General features: G+C 57.4%; 15 protein-coding genes and 1 pseudogene. 6 read left to right on the forward strand and 10 right to left on the reverse strand.

The window, feature by feature from the left end; genetic code table 11:
• Positions 1-6: 6 nt before the first annotated feature.
• The 3 genes from leuS to pheA all read right to left on the reverse strand — a co-directional run bounded on the left by leuS (position 7) and on the right by pheA (position 4,217).
• Entirely contained in the window at positions 7-2,847 is a 2,841-nt protein-coding gene (leuS, locus tag EIK79_RS15930) for a leucine--tRNA ligase (protein ID WP_124956463.1), read from the reverse strand.
• Between the two features lie 78 nt (positions 2,848-2,925).
• Positions 2,926-3,336 (reverse strand): Hsp20/alpha crystallin family protein, encoded by a 411-nt coding sequence (locus tag EIK79_RS15935; protein ID WP_124956465.1) that lies wholly within the window; start codon positions 3,334-3,336, stop codon positions 2,926-2,928.
• A gap of 74 nt (positions 3,337-3,410) precedes the next feature.
• Complete coding sequence (gene pheA, locus EIK79_RS15940) at positions 3,411-4,217, reverse strand: prephenate dehydratase (protein WP_124956467.1); 807 nt, start codon at positions 4,215-4,217, stop codon at positions 3,411-3,413.
• Positions 4,218-4,345: 128 nt separating this feature from the next.
• Between pheA and EIK79_RS15945 the strand changes: the two genes are divergently transcribed.
• Together EIK79_RS15945 and EIK79_RS15950 are read left to right on the forward strand one after the other, a co-directional pair.
• On the forward strand, positions 4,346-4,582 hold the full coding sequence (locus tag EIK79_RS15945; protein ID WP_124956470.1) for an antitoxin VapB family protein: 237 nt from the start codon (positions 4,346-4,348) through the stop codon (positions 4,580-4,582).
• Positions 4,579-4,971, forward strand: a complete 393-nt coding sequence (locus EIK79_RS15950; RefSeq protein WP_124956472.1) for a PIN domain-containing protein — start codon at positions 4,579-4,581, stop codon at positions 4,969-4,971. The genes EIK79_RS15945 and EIK79_RS15950 overlap by 4 nt, the downstream gene beginning before the upstream one ends.
• 31 nt (positions 4,972-5,002) lie before the next feature.
• On the opposite strand, the pseudogene lpdA reads toward EIK79_RS15950, so the two are convergent.
• The 4 genes and pseudogenes from lpdA to pdhA all read right to left on the reverse strand — a co-directional run bounded on the left by lpdA (position 5,003) and on the right by pdhA (position 9,993).
• Positions 5,003-6,425: pseudogene (gene lpdA / locus EIK79_RS15955) on the reverse strand (dihydrolipoyl dehydrogenase).
• Between the two features lie 4 nt (positions 6,426-6,429).
• Positions 6,430-7,875, reverse strand: coding sequence for a dihydrolipoamide acetyltransferase family protein (locus EIK79_RS15960; protein ID WP_124956474.1), 1,446 nt, complete (start codon positions 7,873-7,875; stop codon positions 6,430-6,432).
• A 16-nt stretch (positions 7,876-7,891) separates the two neighbouring features.
• On the reverse strand, positions 7,892-8,893 hold the full coding sequence (locus tag EIK79_RS15965; RefSeq protein WP_124956476.1) for an alpha-ketoacid dehydrogenase subunit beta: 1,002 nt from the start codon (positions 8,891-8,893) through the stop codon (positions 7,892-7,894).
• Positions 8,890-9,993, reverse strand: coding sequence for a pyruvate dehydrogenase (acetyl-transferring) E1 component subunit alpha (pdhA, locus tag EIK79_RS15970; RefSeq protein WP_124956478.1), 1,104 nt, complete (start codon positions 9,991-9,993; stop codon positions 8,890-8,892). Before pdhA ends, EIK79_RS15965 begins: the two co-directional genes overlap by 4 nt.
• A gap of 190 nt (positions 9,994-10,183) precedes the next feature.
• Here pdhA and EIK79_RS15975 point away from each other — a divergent pair, with 190 nt between their 5' ends.
• Together EIK79_RS15975 and EIK79_RS15980 are read left to right on the forward strand one after the other, a co-directional pair.
• A complete protein-coding gene (locus tag EIK79_RS15975) occupies positions 10,184-11,785 on the forward strand; it encodes an O-antigen ligase family protein (RefSeq protein ID WP_124956480.1) in 1,602 nt (533 codons plus the stop codon).
• An 83-nt stretch (positions 11,786-11,868) separates the two neighbouring features.
• On the forward strand, positions 11,869-12,978 hold the full coding sequence (locus tag EIK79_RS15980; RefSeq protein ID WP_124956482.1) for a glycosyltransferase family 4 protein: 1,110 nt from the start codon (positions 11,869-11,871) through the stop codon (positions 12,976-12,978).
• A 51-nt stretch (positions 12,979-13,029) separates the two neighbouring features.
• On the opposite strand, the gene EIK79_RS15985 is transcribed toward EIK79_RS15980, so the two are convergent.
• Together EIK79_RS15985 and EIK79_RS15990 are read right to left on the reverse strand one after the other, a co-directional pair.
• Positions 13,030-14,226 carry a CDP-glycerol glycerophosphotransferase family protein gene (locus EIK79_RS15985; protein WP_124956484.1) on the reverse strand — a complete coding sequence of 399 codons (1,197 nt, stop codon included), beginning with the start codon at positions 14,224-14,226 and terminating at the stop codon, positions 13,030-13,032.
• Between the two features lie 12 nt (positions 14,227-14,238).
• The gene (locus EIK79_RS15990) at positions 14,239-14,991 is read right to left on the reverse strand and encodes a phosphocholine cytidylyltransferase family protein (RefSeq protein ID WP_185715677.1); all 753 of its coding nucleotides are present in this window, start codon (positions 14,989-14,991) and stop codon (positions 14,239-14,241) included.
• A gap of 227 nt (positions 14,992-15,218) precedes the next feature.
• On the opposite strand from EIK79_RS15990, the gene EIK79_RS15995 reads away from it, so the two are divergent.
• Positions 15,219-16,169 carry an alkaline phosphatase family protein gene (locus EIK79_RS15995; RefSeq protein WP_233738227.1) on the forward strand — a complete coding sequence of 317 codons (951 nt, stop codon included), beginning with the start codon at positions 15,219-15,221 and terminating at the stop codon, positions 16,167-16,169.
• Positions 16,170-16,295: 126 nt separating this feature from the next.
• Complete coding sequence (locus EIK79_RS16000; RefSeq protein ID WP_233738229.1) at positions 16,296-17,762, forward strand: flippase; 1,467 nt, start codon at positions 16,296-16,298, stop codon at positions 17,760-17,762.
• A gap of 3 nt (positions 17,763-17,765) precedes the next feature.
• Here the strand turns inward: EIK79_RS16000 and lipA are convergent, their stop codons facing one another.
• Positions 17,766-18,698 (reverse strand): lipoyl synthase, encoded by a 933-nt coding sequence (lipA, locus tag EIK79_RS16005; protein WP_124956488.1) that lies wholly within the window; start codon positions 18,696-18,698, stop codon positions 17,766-17,768.
• Positions 18,699-18,748 lie beyond the last annotated feature (50 nt).

Genomic DNA, 18,748 nt, shown 5'->3' on the forward strand with positions numbered 1-18,748 from the left:
ACGCTCTCAGTCCAAGTGGACGGCTGGGCGGAACGGCACCGCGTCGTCAGCCTGCTCCTGTTCGTCGTCTTCGGCGTCGGCTTCGTTTTTGACGACGATTTCGGCGTCGAATTCCTGAGCGAAGAACTCCTCTGCCTGCTCATACACTGTCTGCTCTTCGATCTCCGTCATCGTCGAGAGCGTTTCGTCGTCGCGGCCACGGACGTCCTCGACGAGATCTCCCACGAGCTGGTTCACCTCGTCACCGCGCTCGCGGAGTTCGGGCTGTTCCATCACTTCGCTCATCACGGCCCCGACATCGGGACCGGTTTCGGTGACCTGCTCAAACACGTCGCGTTTCCAGTCGGCAGCCGTGTAGACGGCGATCCGATCCGGATCCGTGCCAGTGACATCGACAATGTCGTTGATGTCCTCGGTGAGCTGTTCGACCAGCGATTCCTCGATCTCGACGGTTTGGTCGATGAACGCCGGATCGACGCTCGGCCATCCAGTCGCCGGCTCGCCAATCAACTGTTCGTGGAGTTCGTTCGTCAGGAACGGGACGAACGGCGCGAGCAGCTCCAATCGGGTTCGAAGCACTTCCTGAAGCGTCCAGCGCGCACCAGCGCGGTCTCGGTCGGTTCGGCGTCGATACCACCGAAGGTGTTCCTCGAAGCCGTAGAAGGCGGCCTGACTGGCCTTCCGGGTTTCGAACGCTTCGAGCGCGTCAGTGGTCGCCTCAATCGTCGCTTGCAACTTGACGAGCAGCCAGCGGTCGATCGGTTCGAGGGACGGCTGCTCGTCGGGCACGTCTCGCTCAATGAGTTCAGTCGCCCGGCTGTAGAACCGTTCGAGTTGATCACGGGTGTCTTCGACCCGATCGGCGCGCCAGTCGAAATCCTGCCACGGCTCGGCGCTGTTGAGCAGGAAAAACCGCACCGTGTCCGCGCCGTACTCCTCGATCGCCTCGCTTGGGAGCACGACGTGGCCTTTCGAGGACGACATTTTCTTGCCTTCGAGCAGCCCCATTCCCATGCTGGTGATTCCTTGGGGCCACTGTGGCTCTTCGAACAGCTCCGCGTGGTGATAGAGGTAAAACGTCAGATGATTCGAGATGAGATCGTTCCCCGAACAACGGAAGTCGACCGGATACCAGTACTCCCACTCCTCGTGGAGTTCAAGCGCCGTTTCGTCGGGTTCCTCGACGGCGTCTGCTCCATAAAAGAGTGTGTCGAAGAACGCGGGGGTGAGCTGCTCAACCGGGATATCCTGAAGCCGGTGAGCGATGGTGTAATACGACATGTAGATCGTCGAGTCCGACAGCGGCTCGATGATGAAGTCCTCATCCATCGGCAGCGGCGTCCCCAGCCCGTAGTTGCGGATACACGGCCACTCTTCGAGCCAGTCGATCGTGTGGGTGTACTGTTCCCTCGTCGTTTCGGGAATCGCCGTCATCGATTCGACCGCCTCGTGGGCCTTCTCTGTCCAGTCGGTGTCGTTGTACCGAAGGAACCACGTTTCCTGTTCCGCGACGATTACCTTCCCCCCTGCCCGGGAAATGACCGTCTCCGCGAAGTCGTACATCGCATCGAACGCCCCCCGTTGTTGGTACTCCTGTTTGATCTCATCACGCACGTCGCTGATGATCTCTCCGGCGTATTCGCCGTACATCTCTTTCAGCCGACCGCCGTGGAACTCGTTGTTGTACAGTTCCTGCCGGACGGTTTCGAGTTCCGGATCGGTCGTTGACTCGACTTCAGCGAATTCGACAGCGTCGCGCGCAGGGATTTCGCCGTACCCCTCGACATTCGCGATGGGACGCGCATCGATTGCCTGCACCGTTTGCGGGTCGATGCCGTGTTCACGAAGGCGTTCCGCATCCGCTTTCGCCGCTTGAAGAGCGATCCAATCGTCGGGGCTGTGGGCAGGTACGCTCATCACTACGCCCGTCGCGTTGTCTGGGTCTACGAATCCAGCGGGCAACACGGGCACCGACTCCTCAGTGACCGGATTCGTGACCTGCTCGCCCACGAGGCTGTCCCCCGTGAACGAATCGAGAATCTCGACATCGCGGGCTTGGTGGTCGAGCTTCTCAGCCCCGTCGGCCGAGACGATCCACTCCTCGTCGTCGACCGCTGCCCGGACGTACTCGGCGTCAGGATCGATATAGGTGTTGGTCACGCCGTGGATCGTTTCGGGACGCAGCGTCGCCATCGGAACGGTTGTTCCATCCCACTCGAATTTTACGAGCGTGTACTCCTGAAATTCCGCCTCTTCACCCTCTAAGATGTCGTGAGTCGTGACGGCGTTTTCCTGTTCGAGATCGTATTTGACGGGATGCAGTCCCTTTTCTAACAGTTCCCGATCGTTCAGCCGTTCGTACTGCCACGTGATGAATCGCTTGTAGCGTTCGTCGTTGGTGGTGAACTCACGACGCCAATCGACGGACAACCCCAGCGCCTTCATGTTCGTTTTGTAGTGCTCTTCGATGAAATATCGAGCAAATCCCATCGGCGTTTCCAGCTCCGAGAGGGTGTCACTGGGAACGTTGTAGGTGTTTTGGAGCACGTCGAGTTGCTCCTCTTCGCCTTTTTTCAGCCGCTCGACGGCACCGATGATCGGCGTTCCGGTGACGTGCCACCCGATCGGGAACAGCACGGCGTCGCCTTGCAACCGCCGGTAACGGGCGTACACATCAGGAACGGTGTACGTTCGGGCGTGACCGATGTGCATCCCCCCACTGGGATACGGATACGGCACCGTGATGAACGTCGATTCGTCATCGGTAGGATCCGCTTGGTAACGTTCCGTCTCGGTCCATCGGTCGTGCCACCTCGATTCGATACTGTTGGGATCGTAGTCGGTCATGAGGCTACGAATGGGAGGGCTGCCTAAAGAAGTATACATCTCGTCCCGTCGGTTTCCTGGTCAGTCGCTGCGGAGTCGTTATTCAATCGAGATGGATTTTCCGTCGTCGCCGTGTGATTCCTTCGACAGCGTGATTGTGAGCACCCCGTTTTGGTAGCTCGCGTCCGTTTCGTCTTCGACGACCGCTTCCGGCAGTCGGACGGAACGGCTGACGGATTCCCGACTGCGCTCGCGCCGGACGAATTCTCCATCGCTCGATTCGGTTTCCACGTCCCGTTCGGCGCTGATTTGCAGCGTCGATCGTGAGAGCCGCACCTCGATGTCGTCTTTCTCGTAGCCGGGGAGATCTGCCGTGATGTGGTAGGTGTCGCCCTCGTCGACCAGATCGAGTGGAATACCCTGTGTGAGGTTCGCGTCGAACGAGCGAAGCCCCTTGTCCATCTGTTCGAACATGCGTTCGATCTCTTCGAACGGGTTACGCGACGTCATATCACTAGATACGATCTCACATCGAATAAATCTAGCACACGAACGGCTCCAATCCACGGCCACAGATCTCACTCTCACTCTAAGACGTGTTTGGTGTCGTACGAGCCGAGCCGTCGGACCCATCCCGACTGGACGACGCTTTCGACTTCCGCAAGTGCCTGCTGGGTGCGCTCCTCGTACAGTCCGGCGTTGATATCGAGGTGAAACAGATAGTCACCGAGTCGGTCGCCGCTCGGTCGTGATTCGATCCGCGAGAGATTGATATCCCGGTCTGCGAACGGTTCGAGTAGTTCGAGTAGGAGTCCGGGGTGATCGGCGTCGGGATAGATGATCACCGATGTCTTCCCGCCCGCGATCGATCGCTCATCGGGTGGTGCGACCACGACGAACCGCGTGGCGTTCGAACTGCGATCCTGAATGTCTTCAGCGACCACGTCGAGTTGCTCGCCGCTGTTGTCGGGCCGGGCGATCGCCGCCACCGTTGGATCGTTCCGTGCTTGTTCGACCCCGCGCGCCGTGCTTGAAACAGGTTCCAGCACAGCGTCGGGGTAGTTCGATTCGAGATATGTCCGACACTGTGCGAGCGCTTGGGCGTGGCTGGCGACGACTTCGAACTCCGGTTCTTGGGCGAGCAGCGCGTGCCGGATCGGCGTGACAACCTCTGCGACGACCGTGACCTCGTACTCGGCCAGCGCGTCGATCGATTCCGTCACTGATCCCTCGATGCTGTTTTCGATCGGGATCACGCCGCGCTCGATCTCCTCATTTGCGACGTGCTCGACGATGCCCGTCACCGATTCAGCGAATTCGATCTCTTCAGCGACCGCCCGCGCCGCGCGGTGAGAGTACGTCCCCGACGGTCCCAGTGTGATAGCTCTCATTACACGGCGTTTCCCCGGTCGCGTGAAAAACACGTCGGACTGTGCGGTGTGTTCGGATCGTTGGCGGACTGCCTGCTGACTTTCGCCGACAAACTATTTAAGCATACACAGACTACTATGTAGTACGAATGGGGACGAAAACCATTTCGCTTGACGAGGAAGCTTATGAGCTCCTCAGCGGGCGCAAACAGGAGGGAGAAAGCTTCAGTGATGTGGTCAAACGTCTCTCCGGGGAGCGTTCTTGGAAAGAGGTCGCCGGAATTTGGGCGAGTGATACTACCGATCTAGCGGCCGCTATCGAGGAGGGTCGGGAACGATCTCGGCGGCGTCGTGACCGGATTGATGAGAGACTGGACCGCGAATGATCGAGGATACGTCGTTCATTATCGACGTTCTCGATGGAGATGAGGCTGCTCTCGACGTACTCGAGTTGATCGAGCGCGAACGCCGTCCCGAGAAGGTCGCCGCGATTACCGTCCTCGAACTCTATGAAGGTATTCAGCGCGTATCAAATCCCGACGCCGAACGTCAACGGGTGTTGTCGGTTCTCGACTCGAAACCGATCGTGACAGCTGACCATGACATCATGAAACGTGCTGGTGAACTGAGTGGTCAACTGATCACTGACGGGCAACGAATCGACCGCGAAGACTGTGTCATCGCCGCAACAGCCCTTTCTGAGGATGAACCGCTCGTGACAGCCAATACGGCGCACTTCGATCGGGTTCCCGACCTCGACATCCGTAGTTACTGATCATCCCCTCCGATCGAGTCGGTTGCGTCGGTCACCGATTCAGCGTGTGGATCGCTTTGCCGGTCGCGTTCTCAGCGGCTTCCATGACGGCTTCCGAGAGAGTGGGGTGGGTGTGGATTGTCGCGCCCACGTCTTCGAGGGTTGCGCCCATCTCGATGGCAAGCCCCAACTCACCGATCAACTCGGAGGCTTCAGGAGCGACGACTTGGGCACCGAGGAGAAACCCACTAGGTTCGTCAGCGACGACGCGCACGAACCCGTCCGTCTCTTCGAGGGTGAGCGCGCGTCCGCTCGCGCGCATCGGCATCTGGCCGACGACCGGCTCGAATCCCTCTTCTTCGGCTTCGGCTTCGGTCAGCCCGACGGTTCCGATCTCGGGATCGGTGAACACCGCCGCCGGGACGGCTTGGTAGTCAAGCGCCGCTGGCTCGCCAGCGATCACTTCGGCCGCGACTTCTCCCTCTTTCATCCCCTTGTGGGCGAGCATCGGCTCCCCAGCCACGTCGCCAACAGCGTACACGTGATCAAGACTCGTCGCGCGCGGCTATCGGTCGGATGCATCCCGTGTCATCAGTGTCGAGATCGATCGCGTCGAGGTTCAGCGTGTCTGTGATAGGTTCACGACCGACGGCCACAAGCGCTTTTTCTGCGCTGTATTCGTCGATCTCTCCATCATCAGTCTCGGTGTGGACGGTGATTCCTCCGTCCGTCTCTTCGTAATCCTGTGCGGACTCACCGAACTGGAAATCAATGCCGAGCTGCTCGGCGCGCTTTTTCACGACGCTCGATACGTCGGATTCGTACGTCGGTAACACGTCATCGAGCATCTCGACAACCGTTACATCCGTTCCGAGTTTGGCGAACACGGTCGACAGCTCCATCCCGATGTAGCCCGCGCCGACCACGAGAAGGCTCTCCGGGATCGATTCCAGTGCAAGCGCGTGGCGCGACGTGAGGATCCGATCGCCATCGAACGTGAACCCGGGAATTTCGATGGGGCGGCTTCCGGTTGCGATGATGGCGTCTTCGAACTCGACCGATTCGCTGCCTTGGCCCTCCCCGTCGTGGATAACACGGACCGTGTTCTCGTCAGCGAATTCGGCCCGACCCTCCAAGAGATTCACGCCGTTTGCCTTACAGAGCTTCTCGACGCCGCCCGTGAGCTGGTCAACAACATCGTCTTTCCACGCCACCATCTCACCGAGATCGACGCTGGGATCGGCGTGGATCCCCAACTCCTCGGCAGTGGCGGCTTCGTGTGCGGTGTCTGCACCAGTTACCAAGGCCTTCGATGGGATACAGCCGTGATTGAGGCAGGTCCCACCGAGGGCGTTCGCTTCAGCAAGCGTCACATCGAGATCGAACTGTGCAGCCCGGATGGCTGCGGTGTAGCCGGCCGGACCGCCGCCGATGACCACGACGTCGGTTCCGGTTGCGATGTCTCCAACGACCATATTCTTATAGTAATAACCGTGTTGGGTTGTTCAAATACTGCTTCACTGTGTTCGTGAACGCTCCGGCGACCGCCCCGTCGATGACGCGGTGATCGATCGACAGGGAGAGCGTCATTACTTTCCGTGGAACGATCTCGCCGTCTATCACGCGGGGTTTCTCTTTGATCTCACCCAGCCCGAGAATCGCGGATTCGGGATGGTTGATGATCGGCGTGGCGTACTCACCGCCGACGGCACCGAAGTTGGTGATCGTGAACGTCCCGCCTTGCATCTCCTCGCGGGTGATTTCACGGTCTCGGGCTTTCGTTACAAGCTCGTTCATCTCGGAGCTGAGTTGGAGCAGCCCTTTCCGGTCAACGTCGTCGATCACTGGCACCATCAGCCCCGCATCGGTTGCGACGGCAACCCCGACGTTGTAGTAGTGTTTGAGTACGATCTCCTCGGCAGATTCGTCCAGTGAGGCGTTGAGATACGGATGGTCTTGCAGCGCGGCAACGACGGCTTTCATCACGAACGGCATGTACGTGAGCGAGACGCCCCGCTCTTCTGCGTCCTGTTTGAGATCGTCGCGCGTTTCGACCAGTTCGGTCACGTCCACCTCATCGTGGTGAGTGACATGGGGCGCAGTGAACTTCGAACGCTCCATCTGCTGGCCGATCGTGCGTCGGATCCCTTGGTAGGGAACGCGTTTTTCCTGCCCTCCGGGCTGTAGCGCCCGAGCGTCAGCCGCCTGAGCAGCCTGCTGGCGCTCCGTGTACGCTTCGATCTGCTCGGCCGCAACGAACGGTTCGCCGTCGCGCTGTTCGTCAGTCGGCACGGCGTCGATGTCTACCCCCTCCTCGGCGGCGAGCTTCCGAGTTGCGGGTACGGCGAGCGTTCTCTCGCGGTCGGCGCGTTCGCTCGTCGAAGCGGCTGTCGTGGCTGTGACCGCTTCGCTTTCGTCAACTGGCTGAACAGCCGATTCGACGCTGTCGCTGGTTTCCGCTTGGGTTTCCTCGGTGTGGGCGCGTACATCCGCTGCGGTGATGCGGCCACTCGGATCTGCCCCTTCGACGGCACTGATATCCACCCCGCGCTCGCGTGCGAGACGGCGCGCGCTGGGAGCAGCGAAAACACGGTCCGTGCCTTCCGCATCGGTGTCAGTCACCGACTCCGGCTCGGCTTCGGTTTCTGGTTCGGTCTCGGCCGCTGTTCCATCTCCATCTCCATCGCCGTCGGTGTCGAAGACGATGAAGACATCACCGACGGGCACCATCTCGCCTGCCTCGGCCCGTCGCTCGGCAACCGTCCCATCCACTGGTGAGGGAACGTCAACAACGGCTTTGTCCGTCTCGACTTCGGCCACCGGCTGGTCTTCTTCGACCGTGTCGCCGGGTTCGACGAGCCAGTTGACGATTTCACCTTCCGCGACACCTTCCCCGACATCCGGAAGTTCGAATTCGTGTGTCATGGTTTGCTCTCCGTACTCAGTAGTTCACGACATCTCGAATCCCATCAGCGATCCGTGTCGCTTCCGGGAGATAGTAATCTTCGAGCGCGTACAGCGGGAACGGCGTGTCGAACCCGGTGATGCGCTTGATCGGTGCCTCTTGATAGAGCAGTGCCTCCTCTTGGATGGTGGCAGTGATCTCGCCCGCAAGCCCACCGGTCTTGGGCGCTTCGTGAACAACGGCTCCCCGCCCTGTCTTCTTGAACGACTCCACGATGGTATCGGTGTCTAGCGGCGAGAGCGTCCGGAGATCGACGACTTCCACGTCGATTTCGCCAGCGAGTTCCTCGGCGGCTTCGAGCGTCCGGTAGGCCATCGCGCCCCACGTGAACACCGATACGTCCGATCCCTCCCGACGGACCGCTGCCTCACCGAGTGGCGTGGTGTAGGTGTCGTCTGCCACCTCCTCGCGGAACGCCCGGTAGATGAGCTTCGGTTCGAGAAACACGACTGGATCCGGGTCGCGGATCGCTGACGCGAGCAGCCCTTTCGCGTCGGTCGGAGTGCTCGGTACAACGACTTTCAAGCCGGGCTCGTGGACGAAAAACGCCTCCTTGGATTCAGAGTGGTGTTCGGGCGCGCGGATCCCACCACCGTAGGGTGCGCGCACCACCATCGGACAGGAGAATCGTCCTCGTGATCGGGTGCGAAGACGCGCCGCGTGTGAGACGATCTGATCGAATGCGGGGTAGATGAACCCCATGAACTGGATTTCGGGGACCGGACGCAACCCGTACGCTGCCATCCCGATCGCGGTGCCGACGATCCCCGATTCGGCCAGCGGCGTGTCGATAACGCGATCTCCCCCGAACTCCTCGTACAGTCCTTCAGTTGCGCGGAAGACGCCACCGTTTTTTCCGACATCTTCACCCATAACGATGACGTCTTCACTCCGCTCCATCTCGCCGTACAGCCCGTCTCGGACCGCCTGTACGAGCGTGAGATCTTCTGTAGCTGATTGTTGGTTTTGTGTACTCATTCCAGTAGCTCCTCATCGCCGTGTCTGTCACGAAGTCGTTCGAACGCCTCGCGCTGATCGGCCACCCGATCCGGTGTCTCAGAATGAACGTGCTCGAACATCTCCGAGGGATCGGGTCGGTCGGTGGATTCGGCTGCAGTGATCGCGTCATCAACCTCAGACTCGATCTCGGCCGTAATCGCGTCGATGCGTTCCGCGTCGAGAAGTCCCTCGCTCCGGAGATACGCCTCGAACCGCGGGATCGGATCACGGCGCTTCCACTGTTCGACTTCGTCGTCGTCGCGGTAGACGCTCGGATCGTCCGCCGTCGTGTGCGCACCGAACCGGTACTGAACGGCTTCGATCAGCGTTGGCCGTCTGTCTTCCCCAGTTGGCTCTCGTGCTTTTTCAACGGCCGCCTCGGTCACCTGGTACACCGCGAGCGGATCCATCCCATCGACCTGAACGCCTTCAAACCCGTACGCGGTGGCTTTCTGTGCGATTGTCTGGGCCGCCGTCTGACGCTCCCGCGGGACAGAGATCGCCCACTGGTTATTGTTGCAGAAAAAGACGGACGGCGTGTCGAACACGCCTGCGAAGTTCAACCCCTCGTGGAAGTCACCTTCGCTCGTCGCACCGTCTCCGAAATAACACATGAACACGCGGTCTTCTCCCTTGAGTTTCGACGCCCACGCCATGCCCGTCGCGTGGGGAATCTGCGTTGCGATCGGAACGGTCGACGGGAAAACGGGCTGTCCGTCCATCTGGTTGCCCCGCTCGTCTCCCATCCAGTACCGAAGCGTCTCCGACAGCTCGACGCCAGAGCTATAGACACCCGCGTGTTCGCGGTAGGAGGGTATCAGCCAGTCGTCCTCCGCCAACGCGTGCACGCTCCCGACCTGTGCCCCTTCCTGTCCTGACATCGGTGGGAACGTGCCCATCCGTCCCTGTCGCTGGAGACTCACCGCTCGCTGGTCGAAGTGACGCCCGATCTTCATCTCTCGATACATCTCGATGAGTTCGTCCTCCTCAAGTTCCGGTACCGTGGCCCCATCGCGGACACGTCCCTCTTCGTCGAGCACTTGGACGCGCTTGTCGGGGTCGCGTTGTAGCGTACTCATACTTCCCTCTGCAGCATATACGAAACTTTCTCGCTGTCCGTATAGTGTTTTCGTAAATATCTTTCTCTCGTTGCTAATCTTGCCATACAGACACAGCGTGAGGCATTTCCGATCATTGTCTCGATGAGAGACGTTATCAAGTTGATTCTAAGACAAAATAATTATCTACGCTGAAAGTCACTGAGCAGTCATGAGTTATACAGTAGTGCGAAACTCACTACTCTCTTTTCTCTCCGAACCGCCCGGTACTGCTTCCAAACGCGGTGTACTTCTCTCTGCGCTTTCGCTTACGGCTCTTCTCGTGGTTGTCGTTCCTGTCGTAACGCTCACAACTGGTTTCCCACTCCTCGCAGTGGTAGCCATCGCTGGCGTTGTTTATGCTAGTGGGATAGTTCTCACGGATAACCTCCTTGAAGGAATGTGTAGCGGGATCATCGTCCTCTGTACGTTTCAGGCCGAGATTCCGATCGCTGGGATCAGCCGCGGTGGTCGACTCGGGGCGTACACTGTTGAGATCATGCTGGCTGACGTCGCGGCAGTGCCGCTTGTCGTTTTGTTGGCGATGTGGTCCTCAACCCGGTTCAGACTGCCAACCGACCGTCATGGGCGGATCGCCGTGTATGCTCTTGCCGGACTTGTCGTTTGGTCGGTAATTGCTGCTGTCGTAGGGGATGGCCCATCGACGATGATGGGACTTTTCTTCTCGGTAGCGCAACTTCGACATCTGCTGTTGTTCGGCACCGCAATGGTTATTGGACGGTACGTTGGACTCCGAACTATCGCGTATTCGCTGCTTATCGCGGTGAGCGGACACACGTTGTTTGCGATCGCTGAGGTGTTCAATCGAGGCTCGTTCGGTCTCAGCTATCTCGGAGAGGCAAGCGGTTACGGCTTTGAGATCTTCCATATCGGACCCATGGCGGTCACGGCCTCGACATACGCTGGTGGGTTCACCGGCATTTCACGGATTTTGATCACGCTGTTGTTTCTCGTGATGCCGGTCGCGATAGAGCGCGTTATCCGAGGATCGAACTGGCAACAGATGCTTTCTCTCGGATTTATCACTGGCGGTGTCTTTCTCCTTCGTGTCAACGCAAGTGATTCTGGATGGGCTGCGTTTTTGCTTACTGTCCTGTTGTTGTTCGGTTCGATAGTGTACATTCATCTTCGCACCAATGAGACACGGAGCGGACCGTACGACTACGCGCGCGGTTACGCTACTACTGTCGGTGCAGGTCTGCTGAGCTGTCTTCTGTTTCTCTCGAGAACATCGAGTGAGAAAGCCCCAGAGCCGAAACCAACCCCGGAACCAAAGGGCGACTCCGGGATGTTGTCTCAGGTCGATTCTGAAATGGTCGTGTCGGTTGTTGACGCTGTTCCGTTGATAAACACGGGAAATCTCTCGATCCGTGTCCAACAGTACATTGCGGCCCTTGAGATCGGCATCACCAACCCCCTGTTCGGGATCGGTGGGATGAACTTTTCACTCGTTGCGCAGAATTACGGCGTTCCTCGCGCGATCTCGATGCACAACGTGTATCTATCCTTTCTGGTCGGAACCGGGATACCGGGAGTGATCCTGTTCGTCACCAGCCTTCTGGCAGTGCTCTTTGTGGCGGTCAAAAACGCCATGACAGTCGATGACGAGGATCGACTGCTCTGGGCGATGATCGCCTGTGGGATGCTTGGCTTTCACGCCATCAACTTCTGGATCGCTGCGGGCGAAATCGGGAAAGTCGCGTACATGACGTTCTGGATGCTCGCTGGCGCGGTCGTCGGATCCCGGACGTAGCCGGCCTGCAGAAACGGCTGCTTCGATCCCCAACGAAGTGTGGTCACGTGCTGTATTTGTATCTGGATGTCTGAATCCATCGTATGGCCGACATCGGAATCTATGCCCCTCGCCTCCGAACGGGAACCGATAGCGCTCCTCAGCAATGCCTCTCACATTTAATAGAACAATTCATACCTCGTGACAAGATCACAGTTACTGTCATTGGTCATGAGGATCCTGTATCCAGGCCAAAACCACTCGGTGACGTCCAGTGGTTATCTGTTCCCCGAACGCCGTGGCAGTGTGAGCGCGCGATTGATAACGCCGATTTTGATAGCGTTCTTTGGTATCGATTGACCGATAGAGTACAACCGGGATTTCTCTCGACGCCGTCTGTTCTCTGGTATCACGGCGACGAGCACTGGGAAATTCCTCACGTCGATGGCCGGGCGAAAAGTTACGCTCTGCGTGTCCTTGAAGGGTGGCGGATGATGCAGTTCGACCATGTCGTCTGTGTCTCAGACGATCTTCGACGGCGGGTTGCGGATCGGTATCCGTGGACCCCATCGACGAGTACCGTCCCAAATGGAATCGATCACGACGTGTTCACCCCCGTTGAAACGACACCACATCTCAACGGTCTTGACAGTGATACTCCGTACGTTTTCCATGTCAGCTCTTTTGATCCAAAGAAAAATCCACAGGGGGTGTTACGATCATTCGCGCGTTTAGAGCAGGACGTACAACTCGTCGTTTGTGGCCCGGGTTGGGAATCAAACACACAGGTTCGAGAGGAGATCGATCGTCTGGGGATTGAGTCAGAGATCCTATTTACCGGCTGGATCGAACAGCAGACGCTCGTCCAGTTGCTTTCCAATGCCGTGGCAACTGTCTTTCCATCCCTTCATGAAACGTTCGGACTGCCAGTTCTTGAGTCGATGGCTTGTGGGACTCCTGTTGTTGCATCAGATCGGTACGCGATCCCTGAAATCGCGGGCGATGGTGCGATCCTCGTTGATCCCGAAGCTCCAGAGGAGATCGCTGCTGCTCTCGATCGGCTGATCACTGACGCAACGCGCCGTGCTGAATTAGCACGTCAAGGGCGCAAACGGGCGACCACCTTCTCGTGGCAGCACACTGCGGATCAGATGGTTAATGTCTTCGAACAAGTTATTACCACGTCCGCCACTCACGACTCCATTCTCGGCTAACGATTGCTTCTCTCGCCGCTCTCACCAGTAACTCGATCGATAACAGGCCGTTCACTCCCGAGTGGGATCGAACTGATCACAGACGGCTTCACACCGATTCGTTCCTAGCGGCTGGAGAAACTCCTCTCGAACCGCATCTCGCTCGTTAGCGAACTCGTCAGTTTCGACTACTGATTCGATGCTGGCTAGCAATTCCTCGAACTCGGTCGCAACCGGGCCGGGCGTCACCGCGTCGTAGTTCAGATTGAACCCTCGTGTCTCACCGTACCGCTTTCGATCGAACGGATAGAAGATGACGGGTCTATCAAGCAACAAGTAATCGAAGTATAACGATGAGTAATCTGTGATCAACGCATCAACCGATGGCAACAGCGGATACACGTCTAGTGGAGAGGGCATTGAGATGATTCGCGAGTATTCTGCTCGATCGACGTCTATCTGGTCCCGTGGGTGGGGTTTGACGATGAGGTACGCGTCGATCTCGGTGAGTTTCGCGTCGAGTTCCGACAGATCGAGATGCTCCCCGACGTGCTCGCCCGTTTCCTCGTGGAACGTGGGAGCATACAGGAACACGTTGCTCTCCTTATGACGTTCAGCCGCCATTTCGTAGATGTCCGCTTTGGCTTCGATTCGTTCGTCCGGAAACGTCCCGTCGAGAAGATCGTTTCTCGGATACCCTGTGACGACGACCCGCGATGGATCCATGTTCCGACCGGACGCAAACGGTTCGACCATCGCTTCACTCGTGACGGTCAACCGGTCGAATTGCTTGAAGAGGGCGTATTTGCCCCGCTCAATTGGTCCAACAATGGGGTGATCGATCTGTCGATGAGCATCCCATTCGACCTGCTTCAGCATGATTCCGTGCCACAACCCAACAATTGTTGTGCCACCAGCACACCACACGTTCACATCCCGTGTACCGTGACTCACGTATGCGACGCTCGCTCGGAGGCTCGCGTACGTTCCACGGAACGAGTCGGCATGGTACGCCTCGTGTCCTTGTGATTGTAGTGTCTCGACCACTGACTCGTTTCTCGACAGCCACACCGCCCGAACGTTCGGGCGTTCTTCGACTGTGTGAAGATACAGATACTTCGAATTGTCAACGAACGCCGACCCCTCTTTGGCACCAAACACCCACAGTGTTTCGTCTTTTGGCCAAACGAACGAAAGTACGTACAGTAACCCGAACCAAAGGTACGTCAGACCAGCACTCACCCGAGACACTACTCCGGTAGAATCCATATCGTTTCCCCGTTACTCGACTGTGAGCCGTCCGCAGATATTCTTTGCTTTTGATAGGTCTTCTTCGGTGTCGATCTCGATCCATGGGCCATCCGTTTCCACGAATCCAACGCTTACATCGTTGAACAGGAGATCGAATGCCCCTTCGTACCACCCGTTGACTTTGTCCTGCTCGATGAAGTCTCCGATGTGCTTGAACAGCACGCTCGCGTCTTCGGCGGTGAACTTCGAGAGACCGATGTACTCGGCGTCTCCCTCGTCGAGATCCTTGCCAATGGTTTCGATGTTATCACCGTCGAACGCTACCACCATCTCCTCGCCCGTTTGTTCGGTTTCCGGATCAACAAGGAGAGCGCTCCCGTCGTGTTGCTGTAATTTCGAAAGGCTCTTTGTCGGAAATAAGGTATCGGAATTTATCAGCGTAAATCCATTTTGGGCGTCGTCCCGCGCCAACCACAACGAATAGATGTTGTTGGTTGAGTCGAACCGCTCGCTGTGAACGAATTCGATCTCCAGTGATTCTCGGGATCGACAGTGGTCTCTAATCTGCTCGCTTTCGAACCCCGTCACGACGACGACTCGCTCGTATCCGTTCGCTTCGAGTGCTTGGAGGATGTGTTCGAGGATCGCCTGCCCACCGACGTCCAGTAGCGTCTTGGGTGTATTGTCGGTTAGTGGTTGGAGTCGTCGCCCCTGACCGGCAGCGAGAATGATCGCCTGTGTACTCGGATCCCCACCGAGACCATCTGCACGATGGCTATTCATGGATGGATTTGTATCAACGGTACATATTAACGCTTGGATTCTATTACAGGAAGATTCTATATATTCAGAATTAACGTATCACTGGGAATTTAGGTGACAATCAAAAACGCCCTCTCTGTCGTCTTTCGTTCCGTGATAGCGCTCAAGATGCTATATTTTAAGGCTTGCTCACACACCAACAATGGAATAACGAAACGGTATTGTACTTCAATCATCAGCATTACCACGTGTCTCCCTCACCAACTCGCTGGTTCCGAAAACGGATCCGATACGGCTATGAAGAGTGGCAAAAGAACGGACTTGCGGGTGCTCGAGAGGGGGCAGTGACTACGTGGAGGGCGGCGTTCCACGAACTGAATGAACAGTACATTCGTCGAATCGGGAACCCTGGTCACTCAATTTACGAACGCGAGTGGGATGTTCTCGTCGTGTTAGACGCGTGCCGAGTCGATCTCCTCCGGGAGGTTGCCGACGAATACGACTTTCTCGGTGAGATAGAGACGTTCTATTCGATCGCAAGCAAATCGTCCACGTGGATGGAGCGCAATTTCAAGGGCGAATACACGGAGAAGACGGCCAGTACCGCCTACGTGACTGGTAATCCGTTTTCGAGGATGTTTTCAGGATCGGAATTCGCGTATTTCGATGAGGTCTGGCGGTATGCATGGGATGATGAGCTCCATACGATCCCAGCACGGCCGTTAACCGATTCGGCGATCGACGTCTGGCGCAACGAATCCGTAGACCAAATGATCGTCCACTACATGCAACCTCACGTCCCGTTCGTGACCGAACCGGAGCTAGGATCATACAAGGGTCCTGAGGACTTCGGTGATGGGTTCAATGATCTCTGGGATCAAGCCGGATACACGCTCTCAGCGGATCGTGTGTGGAACGCCTATCGGGACAACCTCCAATACGTGCTTGATGACGTCGAGTTGCTCCTAGAGAACCTCGATGCAAACCGAGTCGTGATCTCTGCTGATCACGCCAACGCCTTCGGTGAGTTTGGATTTTGGGGTCATCCATCTTACATGCTGCTTCCCTCTATTAGGCAAGTGCCATGGAGCGTAACGACTGGGGTGGACAATGGCGAATACGAGCCGACGATCGATCGCGTCGAAGAGATTGACGACGACGCGGTGACCGACCGACTTCGGGATCTGGGATACGTATAAGTCACACACGACCCAGTTGTTGCACCGTCAAGATCGAAACGAAAAAGATAATCAACAGGTCTCACTCACGTTCACGTACAGATGCCGTCTCGCTCTGATTCTGGCCTTTATTCCTCGCTTCGATCGGTGACGCGTGGTGCATCAGTGTTCGCGGTCGGGTCTGGGCTCAGCAAGGCGCTCGGATTCGTGTTTCAGCTGTTGTTGACCCGAGGATTGGGTGCTGAACTGTACGGTATCTACACGTATGGGTTCACGATCGCCATGTTCATTGTCAATTTCGCCGATCTCGGGACGAGCAAGGCGATTTTGAAGTTCGTCCCTCTGTATGAGGACGATCCCCGCAAGCAGAATCGACTGCTTGGTCTCGCGTCTCTGACCTCTCTTGGGGGAAGCGTCCTGTTAGGTGGAGGGGTGTACGTCTCTGCTCCCACGATAACTGAGCTGACGCTGAACAATCCGCTGCTCACCGACGTTTTGCGGCTCTTTGCTGTCTTCATCGTGTTCTATACACTCATTAGAATCGTCAGCAGCGTGTTCCAGAGTGTTGAACGCCAAGCGTACAAGATGCTTTTAGAGAATGTCACTACACAGACGATCCGGATTCTCTTCGCCGGCATCGCGCTTGTCGTCGGGGCGTCCGTCGTCGGCGTTACGGCTGCCATCATCGTCGGGACCGTCCTGACATTCGGGATTGCAGCCGTGGTGTTTCTCTCTCGTACCTCATTCCATCCGACGCTTGGCGGCTCACGCGGAGACATTCGGGAGTTTTACGATGTCTCACTTCCACTGACGTTTTCGGATGTCGGACGGTTACTGTACCGACGGATCGACGTGTTGATGGTCGGATTTTTGCTTTCTGCGGGCAGTCGTGTTGGCGTCTACAACATCGCAACCGTACTCGCAAGCCTGCTCCGACTCCCACTCACCGGTTTTAATCAGCTGTTTCCTCCAATCGCCTCGCGGCTGTATTCGAACGGAGAGATCGAGGAACTCCAATCAGTGTACACGATGGTGACCAGATGGACGTTCACGGTCTCGTTGCTTCCTGCGGCCGCCACGATCGTCTACGCGGAGGAACTGCTCGGGGTATTCGGGAACGCGTTCACTGCTGGTGTCACCGTGCTTCTATTGTTCGTCCTCGGTGAGCTGATGAACGCCCTCGCCGGTCCGAGCAATTACATGCTGATAATGACTGACCACCAGTACGTATCGATGGTCAACGAGTGGGCGCTCGGCGTGTTCAACGTCGTTCTCAACTACCTGTTCATCAGCCGGTTCGGTCTCGTCGGTGCTGCGCTTGCGACGGTGAGTGTCCTGTCGGTGATCAACCTTGTCCGTGTCGTGGAGGTGTGGTATCTCGAAGGATTGATGCCGTATTCGCTGAAATTCTTCAAGCCGATTCTTGCCGGCCTCGGTGCCGGCGCTGTGATGTATGGCCTGAAAACGTTCCTTTCTGGATATCCCCTGCTCGTCATCGGTGGGGTTGTCGGCGGAATCGTCTTCGCGCTTGGATTGTTCGCACTCGGAATCGAACAAGAGGATAAGGAGTTTTTCGTCGAATCGATCCCTGCACTCGAATCCGTGTTGCCCTGAGCGTTACTCCGCGTCGACGCCAGCAGTCCGTCTGGCCGCTTCAACGGATTTCCCTTCGCGGAGAACGGCTTCAACGAACAGCTCACCAGCACGATAGGACGACCGCACAAGCGGGCCGCTCGCACAGTAGAGAAATCCGAACTCCTCGTGTGCTATCTGTTGCCATGTCGAAAACTTGTCTGGATGAACATGCTCGCTCACTTCGAGGTGGCTTCGAGACGGTTGGAGATACTGACCGAACGTCACGATATCGACACCGATCTCGCGGAGATCGCCCATCGTCTGGTAGATCTCGTGGTCGTACTCTCCGATACCGAGCATGAGCGATGTCTTGGTATGGATATCGGATGTCTCACTCACCTGTTCAAGCACAGACAACGACTGTTCATAGCCAGCCCGCCGATCCCGAACCGGCCACTGGAGCCGTTCGACCGTCTCGATGTTGTGGGCGATCACATCCGGCTCGGCGTCGATGATCTTCTCGACGCAGTCGGATTCTCCGCGGAAGTCGGGAACGAGTACTTCGACCACCGTCTCGGGGTGGTGAGTTTTGATCTCCTCGATCGTTCGAGCGAAATGTCCAGCTCCCTGATCAGGGAGATCATCCCGGTCGACGGAGGTGAGAACGACGTACTCCAATCCGATCTCCGCGATCGCGCTGGCGACGTTCGCCGGCTCATCTGGATCGAGCGGCTCCATTCCTCCGGTCTTCACGTCACAGAAGTTACATCCCCGTGAGCACCGATCACCCATGAGCATGATCGTCGCGGTCCCTGGTCCCTCGCGGCCGCTCCAACACTCACCCAGATTCGGACAGTTTGCCTCCTCACACACCGTGTGGAGATCGTGATCTCGGAGCACCTGTTTGATCTCAGTGAAGCGCCGACCCGACGGCGGACGCATCTTCAACCAATCGGGCTTGCGCGCGCGACTCATAACCGAAGGGACGACCGTCCGTGATTAAAATCTGTGGTTCACAATTTTCA

This window comes from Halocatena pleomorpha, assembly GCF_003862495.1.
Taxonomy (GTDB): Archaea; Halobacteriota; Halobacteria; order Halobacteriales; family Haloarculaceae; genus Halocatena; species Halocatena pleomorpha.

Bases quoted from the DNA above. Each gene is read 5' to 3' on its own strand.
- EIK79_RS15960 (WP_124956474.1), bottom strand. From the start codon at position 7,875: ATGACACACGAATTCGAACTTCCGGATGTCGGGGAAGGTGTCGCGGAA.
- pdhA (WP_124956478.1), bottom strand. From the start codon at position 9,993: ATGAGTACGCTACAACGCGACCCCGACAAGCGCGTCCAAGTGCTCGAC.
- EIK79_RS15965 (WP_124956476.1), bottom strand. From the start codon at position 8,893: ATGAGTACACAAAACCAACAATCAGCTACAGAAGATCTCACGCTCGTA.
- EIK79_RS15935 (WP_124956465.1), bottom strand. From the start codon at position 3,336: ATGACGTCGCGTAACCCGTTCGAAGAGATCGAACGCATGTTCGAACAG.
- leuS (WP_124956463.1), bottom strand. From the start codon at position 2,847: ATGACCGACTACGATCCCAACAGTATCGAATCGAGGTGGCACGACCGA.
- EIK79_RS15980 (WP_124956482.1), top strand. From the start codon at position 11,869: ATGGCCGACATCGGAATCTATGCCCCTCGCCTCCGAACGGGAACCGAT.
- pheA (WP_124956467.1), bottom strand. From the start codon at position 4,217: ATGAGAGCTATCACACTGGGACCGTCGGGGACGTACTCTCACCGCGCG.
- EIK79_RS15975 (WP_124956480.1), top strand. From the start codon at position 10,184: ATGAGTTATACAGTAGTGCGAAACTCACTACTCTCTTTTCTCTCCGAA.
- EIK79_RS15985 (WP_124956484.1), bottom strand. From the start codon at position 14,226: ATGGATTCTACCGGAGTAGTGTCTCGGGTGAGTGCTGGTCTGACGTAC.
- lipA (WP_124956488.1), bottom strand. From the start codon at position 18,698: ATGAGTCGCGCGCGCAAGCCCGATTGGTTGAAGATGCGTCCGCCGTCG.
- EIK79_RS15945 (WP_124956470.1), top strand. From the start codon at position 4,346: ATGGGGACGAAAACCATTTCGCTTGACGAGGAAGCTTATGAGCTCCTC.
- EIK79_RS15950 (WP_124956472.1), top strand. From the start codon at position 4,579: ATGATCGAGGATACGTCGTTCATTATCGACGTTCTCGATGGAGATGAG.
- EIK79_RS15990 (WP_185715677.1), bottom strand. From the start codon at position 14,991: ATGAATAGCCATCGTGCAGATGGTCTCGGTGGGGATCCGAGTACACAG.